The organism is bacterium, assembly GCA_030655055.1.
In the GTDB taxonomy this organism is placed as follows: Bacteria; Edwardsbacteria; AC1; order AC1; family EtOH8; genus UBA5202.
The window spans coordinates 1-8,812 of record JAURWH010000085.1 but is presented as its reverse complement, the minus strand read 5'-3'; the positions used below and the strand labels follow the sequence as shown (position 1 = coordinate 8,812).

At 55.5% G+C, this 8,812-nt stretch carries 9 protein-coding genes; 6 read left to right on the top strand and 3 right to left on the bottom strand.

The genetic code is table 11. The features are described 5' to 3' along the window. The 4 genes from Q7U71_03785 to Q7U71_03770 all read left to right on the top strand — a co-directional run. Window positions 1-699, top strand: a 699-nt coding sequence (locus Q7U71_03785) for a PilN domain-containing protein (GenBank protein ID MDO9390877.1), incomplete at its 5' end; no start/stop codon positions are given. Continuing rightward, the gene (gene pilO, locus Q7U71_03780) at window positions 696-1,322 is read left to right on the top strand and encodes a type 4a pilus biogenesis protein PilO (GenBank protein MDO9390876.1); all 627 of its coding nucleotides are present in this window, start codon (window positions 696-698) and stop codon (window positions 1,320-1,322) included. The genes Q7U71_03785 and pilO, both read left to right, overlap by 4 nt. Next, on the top strand, window positions 1,279-1,809 hold the full coding sequence (locus tag Q7U71_03775) for a hypothetical protein (protein MDO9390875.1): 531 nt from the start codon (window positions 1,279-1,281) through the stop codon (window positions 1,807-1,809). The genes pilO and Q7U71_03775 overlap by 44 nt, the downstream gene beginning before the upstream one ends. 34 nt (window positions 1,810-1,843) lie before the next feature. Further along, window positions 1,844-3,847, top strand: a complete 2,004-nt coding sequence (locus tag Q7U71_03770) for an AMIN domain-containing protein (GenBank protein ID MDO9390874.1) — start codon at window positions 1,844-1,846, stop codon at window positions 3,845-3,847. Between the two features lie 92 nt (window positions 3,848-3,939). Here the strand turns inward: Q7U71_03770 and rpsT are convergent, their stop codons facing one another. Beyond that, window positions 3,940-4,206 (bottom strand): 30S ribosomal protein S20, encoded by a 267-nt coding sequence (gene rpsT, locus Q7U71_03765; protein ID MDO9390873.1) that lies wholly within the window; start codon window positions 4,204-4,206, stop codon window positions 3,940-3,942. A gap of 253 nt (window positions 4,207-4,459) precedes the next feature. Here rpsT and scpB point away from each other — a divergent pair, with 253 nt between their 5' ends. Continuing rightward, on the top strand, window positions 4,460-5,206 hold the full coding sequence (gene scpB / locus Q7U71_03760) for an SMC-Scp complex subunit ScpB (protein MDO9390872.1): 747 nt from the start codon (window positions 4,460-4,462) through the stop codon (window positions 5,204-5,206). A gap of 120 nt (window positions 5,207-5,326) precedes the next feature. Here the strand turns inward: scpB and Q7U71_03755 are convergent, their stop codons facing one another. Beyond that, the gene (locus tag Q7U71_03755; GenBank protein ID MDO9390871.1) at window positions 5,327-6,136 is read right to left on the bottom strand and encodes a hemolysin family protein; all 810 of its coding nucleotides are present in this window, start codon (window positions 6,134-6,136) and stop codon (window positions 5,327-5,329) included. Next, window positions 6,084-6,788, bottom strand: a complete 705-nt coding sequence (locus Q7U71_03750) for a DUF502 domain-containing protein (protein MDO9390870.1) — start codon at window positions 6,786-6,788, stop codon at window positions 6,084-6,086. The genes Q7U71_03755 and Q7U71_03750 overlap by 53 nt, the downstream gene beginning before the upstream one ends. Before the next feature lie 57 nt (window positions 6,789-6,845). On the opposite strand from Q7U71_03750, the gene Q7U71_03745 reads away from it, so the two are divergent. Then, a complete protein-coding gene (locus Q7U71_03745) occupies window positions 6,846-8,702 on the top strand; it encodes an ABC transporter ATP-binding protein (GenBank protein MDO9390869.1) in 1,857 nt (618 codons plus the stop codon). Window positions 8,703-8,812: the final 110 nt, after the last annotated feature.

Here is an 8,812-nt window from a genome sequence, read left to right as displayed (position 1 = left end):
AACAAAAAGATCAAAACAGACAGTCTGAAGATAGACAGCTTAAGGATCCTCAACACCAAGGTCCAGGAATTGAAAAGGACCAAGGATGAGGTTGAGGCCAAGTTGAACGAGGTCAACCTGATAAATCAGGGACGTTTTTACGAGGCCCGGCTGCTGGAGGTTGTCAACCGCTGTCTGCCTGAATATCTCTGGCTGACCCTCCTTTCCGAGGACGAAGGAAAGGTTCTCATAGAGGGTTCCACTTTCTCCAACCTGATAGTGGTGGAACTGATGGATAATCTTAAATCTTCCCGCTGCTTAAGCGGCATTGAACTGGCCCAGACCTCCAAGATGGACATAGAGGGCCGGGAGATGGTTAAGTTCAGTTTAACCGGAAATTATAACCCTGAAGTTGCCAAGCCATCACCCTCATATGCAATGCCCCAGGACCCCAAACAGCCAGCCAAGCTGACTTTGAACTGGAGCCGGGTCAGCCAAGCCACCAATTACAACATCCACGTGTCGGCCAGCGATTCCTTTAGCAATCTTATAGCCAACCAGCAATTGGGGGATACCACCAGTTTCATCGTCAATTCCGGGCTGGAAGAGGGGAAAAAATATTTCTGGCGGGTGCAGGCTTATAACAGCTACATTTCAGCCGGATCAGACTGGTCCAACCCGATGCCGCTTTTTATTGGCGGAGGAAAGGGGAATAAATGAACATAGACATCAAAGACATAAAAACCCAGATCACCCTGGGATTGGTGGTCTTAAGTCTGGCTATAGCCGCCCTGTTCTACTTTTTAACCTTCAAGCCCTCCGGGGAGCGCCTGGTGCAGCGCAAGGTAAAACTGGACTCGCTGGAGGCTGGGATCCGGCTGTTGGACGCTGCGGTCAGCGAGTCCACCAAGTTCAACATGGAATTGAAGAACATGAGCAAAAAGCTCCGCCAGGCCGAGAAGCTTTTGCCGGACGAAAAGGACATTCCCAGCCTGCTGCGCCAGATCACCCAGGCCGGCATCAAAACCGGGGTGCGTTTCACCGCCTTCAAGCCCGGAGCCCTTACTGCCTCGCCGAATGCCAAACTGTCTTCGGTATTATCGGTGGATGTCAGCGTCACCGGTTCTTACAGTCAGTTGGGTGATTTTATGGCCAATCTGGGAGTTTTAAACCGGATAATCGTTCCCGCCAAGCTCAAGGTATTGCCCCTTAACGACAAAAATGACAAAAACAAAACAGTAAAAGCAGATTTTGTGGTAAAAGCTTTTGTATTTAATAAAGCAGGAGGCGTAAAATCAGATGCTAAAGATACAGGCAAAACAAAGCGGTCAAGCCGGTCTTAATTTATTGGGGTTGTCGATAGCCCTGGCCCTGGCCTGCGGCTGCCAACCCGGTAATAAGACCCCCAGCCAGGCAACCCCGGCTCCGGTTCAAAGGACCCAGGCGGTTCCTGTCAGTTTGCCGCCGGCCGGAGACACCCTTTTAAAGAGCGAAACCTATGAATACTCGTTGAAAGGAAGCCGAGACCCGTTCAAATCGGTGATCCAAAAGCGGGGCGAAGGCAGCGGCGAGAACAGCATTGGCACGCTGGACATTTCCAACATTTCCCTGACCGGCATCATCGAAGGGACCAACGGGCGTTTGGCCCTGGTCCACGATAACCAGGGCGTGGGATATGTCGTTAAGGAGGGCGACCAGTTGATAGGCGGCCGGGTGGTGGCCATCAAAGACACCAGCATAGTGTTCCGGCAGGAGGTGGACAAGGGGAAATCCATAGATTTTTCCCTTCCGCTGACGCGGGAGAGCCAGGATTTGCGAATCAACCAATAAATGATATATAAAGTCTATAAAAAAGGCGAAGCAAATGAGTAACTCCAAAATCGGAATCAGGCTGGCTCTGGTTGCCGGGGCCGTGATGGCCTTAAGCCAAATGGTTTGGGCCGTCAAGATCAACGACATCGTCGTCAGGAAATTCGAAGGCGTTACCGAGGTGGTCATCAGCTGTGATGACGTGCCCGATGCCAAGGATTTTACCCTGACCAAGCCGGACCGCCTGGTGCTGGACATCAAGGGAGCCACCATCGGTTTCGGCAATAAGACCCTGAACCTGAACAGGGGAGGCATCAATACCATCAGCACCAGCCATTTCGACCGGGAGGGCGGGATCGCCAGGGTGGTGATAGAGATGTCCTCATCGCCTTCTTACATTCTGATGACCGAGGAAAGCGATATCGTCATCAAGCTTACCACCAAGGAAACGGCCCAGTTTGCCGAATGGAAGGCCACTACTGCCGAAATGCAGGTGGCTTCAGCACCGGCAACAGGTGTTACCCAGAATGCTCCCGGCGTTGCTCCGGTAATGGAAGAGACACCAGCTCCGATGGTTCCTGCAGTACCGGTCACTCCGGCGCCTGCTGCTCCGGCTGCCCCGGCCCCGGTGGTGGAACAACCGGCCGCCCCGGCGGTCCCGGTCACCCCAACTCCGGCGGCTCCGGCAGCTCCGGTCCCGGTGGTAGAACAGCCGGTCAGACCTTATACTCCGCCACCGGTGGTGGAGGAAACTCCTGCCACACCGACGGCCCCGGCGGCTCCTCCGCAGTATCAGGCCCTGCCTGTTACTCCCATGCAGCCGGCCCAGCCGGTCTATGTGGCTGCCAAGACGCCCACCTATCCTGCCAGAAGCAAAAGGGGCCTGGCCGGCAAGAAAGTTTCTTTGAACCTGGAGAATTCCGATATCGTGGCAGTTCTCAGGGGAATGGCCCAGCTGGCCAACTGCAACCTGATCATCGGCGGCGACGTCAAGGGCAACATCAGCATGCGTTTAAAGGATGTCCCTTGGATAATGGCCTTCAACGAAATGGTTAAATCGGCCGCCATGATCGCCGACTGGGGCGAAGATTCCACCATCATCCGGGTGGGAACCCCGGCCAAAATGCAGGAAGAAGTGCGCGGCCGCAGCCTGGGGGTGGAACTAAAGACCGTGGTTTATGCCATCCAGTATGCCGTGGCCAGCGAACTGTCCGGATCCATCCAAAAGATATTAAGCGACCGGGGCGGAATCCAGGTTGATAAGAGGACCAATGCCCTGGTGATAACCGACGTGGCCGACAAACAGGCTGAAGCCAGAAACCTCATAGTTCAGCTTGACACCCCGACCCAGCAGGTGGAGATCATCGCCCGGATCATAGACGTGGATATGGACGCCACCAAGGATCTGGGGATCAACTGGTCCTTGGCCAATGTGGGAAGCTATGCCGCTAATTTAGAAACAAAAAATTTGGGAGTGGAAAGTCCGGGCATTCAGGTGCCTCAATTGCTGCCCACCGGAGACCGTCCCGGGGTCAATGTCGGAACCATCCGCTCCTTTGCCCAGTTGAATGCCACCATTTCGGCTTTGGAGTCCAGCCGCAAGGCCAATACCATATCCAATCCCAGGATCTCGGCCACCAACAACAAGGAAGCCAAAATAGTCGGCGGCAAGAAGATCCCGATCTCGCTAAGGGATGAAAGCGGCAATACCGTAACCCAGATGTACACTATCGGCATGGTGCTGACGGTCACCCCGCACATCAATTCGGCCCAAAACATCACCATGGATGTCAAGACCGAGATCTCCGATCTGGACGCCACCGCCACCATTCTGGGCGGAGTGGTCATCCTGACCAACGAGGCCACCACCCAGATAATGATCAACGACGGCGAGACTGCGGTCATCGGCGGCCTGCTGCAGACCAAGGGCGGCAAATCGGTCAAGGGAGTGCCGATCCTGATGAACATCCCGGTGATCGGAGCGCTGTTCCGTTCCAGCAGCACCACCACGGCCAAACGCGAGATATTGATATTCCTGACCCCCAATATCATCAAATAACAGCAGCGCTGTAAAACGAAAAAAGAATCGTCCCGTGCTTGGCCGGGACGATTCTTTTATGGTATAATGGAAACTAACTTAAGGGAAACTGGTTAAACTTTCTTGACGGCCTTGGCCAGACGTGATTTCATCCGGGCTGCGGTATTCTTGTGGAGCACCCCTTTTTTGGCGGCCTTGTCTATCTGGGAATAGGCATTTGGCAACTGTTCGCCGGTCTTCACCGCAGTGGCCTTTTTAACGGTGCCGCGCAGCTTGCTTTTTACCGCCATTCTTGCGGTTCTTCGCTTGATGGCCTGACGGGCCCGTTTTACCGCAGAATTTATTTTTTTCTTGGTATTCCTTTTTTTAGTCTCTGCCAACTTGATTCCCTCCAAATAAATTTTGTTGATTATTGATTAGTCGTTAGTTTTCTCTTTACAAAGCATATAAAAATATCATATCATACCATTAAAGTCAAGCTATATTTTAGCGATAGCTATCCGGAATTGACCACATAAAGCACATAAATCACAAAAAGCAAGTTCATATAGGCAGATTCGCCTATGGAATGAGCGGCTGAATATCTAAATTTATCCAATAATAAACCCGACACCGTTTGATAAGGAATTGCTTATGGACCGCACCGAAGCCAAGAGGATAATCGAAGCCCTGTTGTTTGCCACCGACATCCCGCTGCCCGTCTCCAAGATCAAGTCCACCCTGGGCGAGATAGACATCAAGATATTGCGGCAGCTGCTGCACGAGCTTAAGGACGAATACGAACGTGACGGCCACAGCTTTTCCCTGGTGGAGCTGGCCGGGGGATTCCAGATATACACCAGGCCGGAATATTCCAAGTGGGTGGGCGAGCTGTTCCGGGGCCGGCGGGTGTCCCGGCTTACCGCCGCTTCCCTGGAGACATTGGGCATTGTGGCCTACAAGCAGCCCATCATCAAGGCCGACATGGAGAGCATCCGCGGGGTGAACGTGGACGGGGTGACGGCCACCCTGCTGGAGCGCAACCTGATCACCGCCGTGGGCCACGACAACCGGCCCGGCAAGCCGGTGCTGTTCGGCACCACTCCGGAGTTTTTGCGCTATTTCGGGCTGAGCTCGCTGTCGGACCTGCCCCGGATAGAGGAACTGGAGGAGTACCTTAAATCCAAGCAGGCGGAAAAGGAAAAAATGGACGCCGAGATCGATGCCGAGCTGGGATTGAAGAGGCTTTCCGGTTACGGAACCCAGGAGGAGGTCCCCTTTGAATCTCCAGTCGTCATTAGCGAAGAAGGCCCCGGCGGATCCCATCCGGAAGCCGTTAATGAAGAAAGCCCGGCTCAGGAACCTGAGGCCGGGCCGGCTGAAGACGGGGAAGAAAAATAAAAAGTTATAAAGGAACCAAATTCTTTTATCAGGAACCCAGCCTGTCCGCCAAAGTGAAACGCAGATGGGGAATGCAGGAATTGTTTCCTGGTTTCCTGGATTCCTTATAGATTCCCAGAGCTATTTCTTGCCGGGGGATACTTTTACCTTGTATATCTTGCTGGCCGTGCCCTCGGTGACCGTAAAGTCCAGGCCCTGAAGCCTGAAGCTTTCGCCGGGCAGGGGGATGCACTGCAGTTCTTCGAACAGGAACCCGGCCAGGCTGTGGGCCTTGGAGTTGGTTTTGATCTTGAACTGGCAGGCAAACTTTTCCAAAGGCATCCGGGCATCGGCCAGAAAAGAGCGGGTATCCAGTTGCTTTAAGTACTGATATTCCCGGTCCAGTTCGTCCTGCATCTGGCCCACGATCTCTTCCACCAGGTCCTCGCTGGTGATCAGGCCGGAAGGGGCGCCGTATTCATTGATGGCCAGGGCGATGGATATCCTTTTTTTGCGGAACTCGGACAGGGCCTGGGAGACCTTGATGGTCTGGGGCAGGAACACCGGCAGCCGGATGAACTCCACCGCCCGCAAGCTGCCGGACCTTTTGCGCCAAAGCCTTAAAACTTCCTTGACGTGGATGATCCCGATGATGTTGTCCGGGGTCTTTTCATAGACCGGAAACCGGGAGTGTCCCGACTTCAGGCAAAGCTCTATTATCTGGTCCACCTTGGCCGAGGCTTCTATGGACGAGACCTGGGGCAGGGGGATCATCACCTCCCAGAGCGGGGTCTGGGACAGCGACAACACCCGCTTCATCATATGCCCCTCCTCCCGGGTAAGCGCGTTCCGGGCCACGGCCCGGTCCAAAAATTGCTGCAGCTCCAGGGAGGCCGGCTTATCGGGATCTTTTAGCTTTAGCTTTGCCAGCAGTTCTTTTATCGGAAGCATCAGGTTTGTCCAATGAGTTGGCGATGGTTAGGTTTTTGGGGGAGACCATTCCTCCGGAGACGATCAGTTTCAGGGCTTCCTCCACCGACATCTTCACCCGCAACAGCCGCCGGGGCGGCACCAGCATTATCCGGCCGCCGGTGGGATTGGGGGTGTTGGGCAGGTAGACTGTATGGACCTCTGTGCCGTTCTCCATTTCCCATGTTTTGTCCGAAGTAAGGAATCCCAGGGCGTAAGTGCCGGGGCGGGGATACTCCACCGCCACCACCTGGCGGAAGGCGAAGCGGTTGCTGAAGAAGTTATCGGTGAACTGCTTGGTGGTGCCGTAGACCAGCCGGGCCAGGGGCACCCGGGAGATGAAGTTGTCCCAGACGTTCAACAGCCGCCGGCCGATCAGGTGCGAGGCCAGGAAGCCCACCGTATAAATGACCAGCACCAGCAGCACAAAACCCACCAGCAGCCTGACCGTCCGGGGGATGTCCTGAAGGTAGGGGACATAGACCAGCAGCTGGCCGAATATCTGCCCGCTCCAGGTGAACAGGAACCAAAGCAGGTAGGCGGTCAGCAGTATCGGCAGCATCACCACCAGGCCGGTCAAAAAATATTTCCTAACCGGTCTTTTAACTATAGTATCTTCATTGGTAAACGACATACCGTTAAAATTATCACAAATTGCCTGCCGCGTCAAGATTATTTATTTTCAAAACCGATGAAACTTTATCTCAGGCTTATCTTTCACTTAAAGCCCTACTGGAAGCAGTTCGGGCTGGCGGTGTTTTGCATGTGGCTGCTGGCCCTGTTCTCCGGCGCTTCGCTGGGGATGATCGCCCCGTTCATCAAAGTATTGTTCAGCCCGGCCCAGGAGCAGCTGGCCGCGACCGCTCCCGCCGTCCGGTCGCTGGATGTCAACCAGGTAAAAGACCTGGCCTTTTGGTGGCTGTTGAAGGACGGCCGGCTGGCCGGTCTGATCAAGCTCTGCTGGGTGATCCTGGGCGTATTTTTCCTGAAGAATGTTTTCATGTACCTGCAAAGGATATTAACCGTCTACATCGAACAGAAGGTGACGGCCGACCTGCGGGAGGAGATGTACGCCCATCTGCACAAGCTATCCCTGTCTTACTTTCACCAGAACAAGGTCGGCAATACGGTGTCCCGACTGACCAACGACGTGGGGCTGGTGCGGGGAGCCATCACCGATGGTACCGTCTCCATCATTCGCCAGAGCAGCCTGATCCTGGTCTACCTGGGGCTGGCAATCATCGCCGCGCCCCGGCTGGCCTTGACCGCTTTGCTGGTGCTGCCTTTAAGCATCGGGGTCATCTCCGTCATCGGCCGCCGCTTAAGGCGGCGGGGCAGGCGGCTGCAGGAGAAGCTGGGGGATGTGACCGCGGTCCTTACCGAGACCATCTCCGGCATCCGGGTGGTAAAGACCTTTGCCATGGAGGAGCACGAGAAGACCAAATTCTCCCGCTACAACCGGGATTATTTCAAGGCGGTGTTCCGGTTCGAGACCCTGGCCGGACTGACCCCGCCCCTGACCGAGTTCCTGGGGGCCGTCGCCGGGGTGGTGATAATCTGGCTGGCCCGGGACCAGGTGGCCGGGACGGGGGCCATCAGCCCGGAAAGGTTCTTCGTCTTCCTGGCCGGGGCCTTTTCCATGCTCCAGCCTTTGAACGGGCTTTCCAACGTCACCCCGGTGGTGCAGCAGGGGCTGGCCGCGGCCGAGCGCATCTTTGGCCTGATAGACCTGGAGCCGGAGGTGAAGGACCTGCCCAACGCCGCGGTCATTGACGAGTTCAGGGGATCTTTGAACTTCCGGGATGTTTCCTTCAGCTATAAAAGCCGGGGACAGGGCGGGGCCGGGCCAAACGACGAGGACTTGGTGCTGCGGGACATCAACCTGGATGTCAAAAGGGGAGAGATGCTGGCCCTGGTCGGCCCCTCCGGGGCCGGAAAGTCCACTTTGGCCGACCTGATACCCAGGTTCTACGACTGCACCAAGGGCAGGATAGAGATAGACGGCAGGGACATCCGGGAACTGGATTCCAAATCGCTTAGGAGGCTGCTGGGAGTCGTCGGGCAGGAAACCATCCTCTTCCACGATACAGTGTTCAATAACATCGCCTACGGGCGTCCAGGGGCCTCCCAGGCCCAGGTGGAGGAGGCCGCCAGGGCCGCCAACGCCCACCAGTTCATTGCCGAGATGCCGGACGGCTACCAGACAGTGATCGGCGAGCGGGGGTTGAAGATCTCGGGCGGCCAGCGCCAGAGGATGTCCATTGCCCGGGCAATCCTGAAGAATCCGGCCATCCTGATCCTGGACGAGGCCACCTCGGCCTTAGACACCGAGTCCGAACAGCTGGTCCAGCAGGCCATCAACAACCTGATGAACAACCGCACCGCCATAGTCATCGCCCACCGGCTGTCCACCATTCAGCGGGCTGACAGGATCATAGTGCTTGAGGATGGGAGGATAACCGAGACCGGGAAGCATTCTGAACTTTTGGCCAAGGGCGGGACCTATGCCAGGCTGTATAATTTGCAGTTTGCCAAGAATAAGGCGTAAAAACGGGGCTGGGGAAGCTATAATGGTAACGAGGGGAACGGTAGGGTATAGGGGATAGAGGTTAGGGTCTAGGGGTCAGGGGTTAGGGAACTGGGGAGAAGTGGTAGGGA

Bases quoted from the DNA above. Each gene is read 5' to 3' on its own strand.
- pilO (MDO9390876.1), top strand. From the start codon at position 696: ATGAACATAGACATCAAAGACATAAAAACCCAGATCACCCTGGGATTG.
- Q7U71_03775 (MDO9390875.1), top strand. From the start codon at position 1,279: ATGCTAAAGATACAGGCAAAACAAAGCGGTCAAGCCGGTCTTAATTTA.
- Q7U71_03770 (MDO9390874.1), top strand. From the start codon at position 1,844: ATGAGTAACTCCAAAATCGGAATCAGGCTGGCTCTGGTTGCCGGGGCC.
- scpB (MDO9390872.1), top strand. From the start codon at position 4,460: ATGGACCGCACCGAAGCCAAGAGGATAATCGAAGCCCTGTTGTTTGCC.
- Q7U71_03755 (MDO9390871.1), bottom strand. From the start codon at position 6,136: ATGCTTCCGATAAAAGAACTGCTGGCAAAGCTAAAGCTAAAAGATCCC.
- Q7U71_03750 (MDO9390870.1), bottom strand. From the start codon at position 6,788: ATGTCGTTTACCAATGAAGATACTATAGTTAAAAGACCGGTTAGGAAA.
- Q7U71_03745 (MDO9390869.1), top strand. From the start codon at position 6,846: ATGAAACTTTATCTCAGGCTTATCTTTCACTTAAAGCCCTACTGGAAG.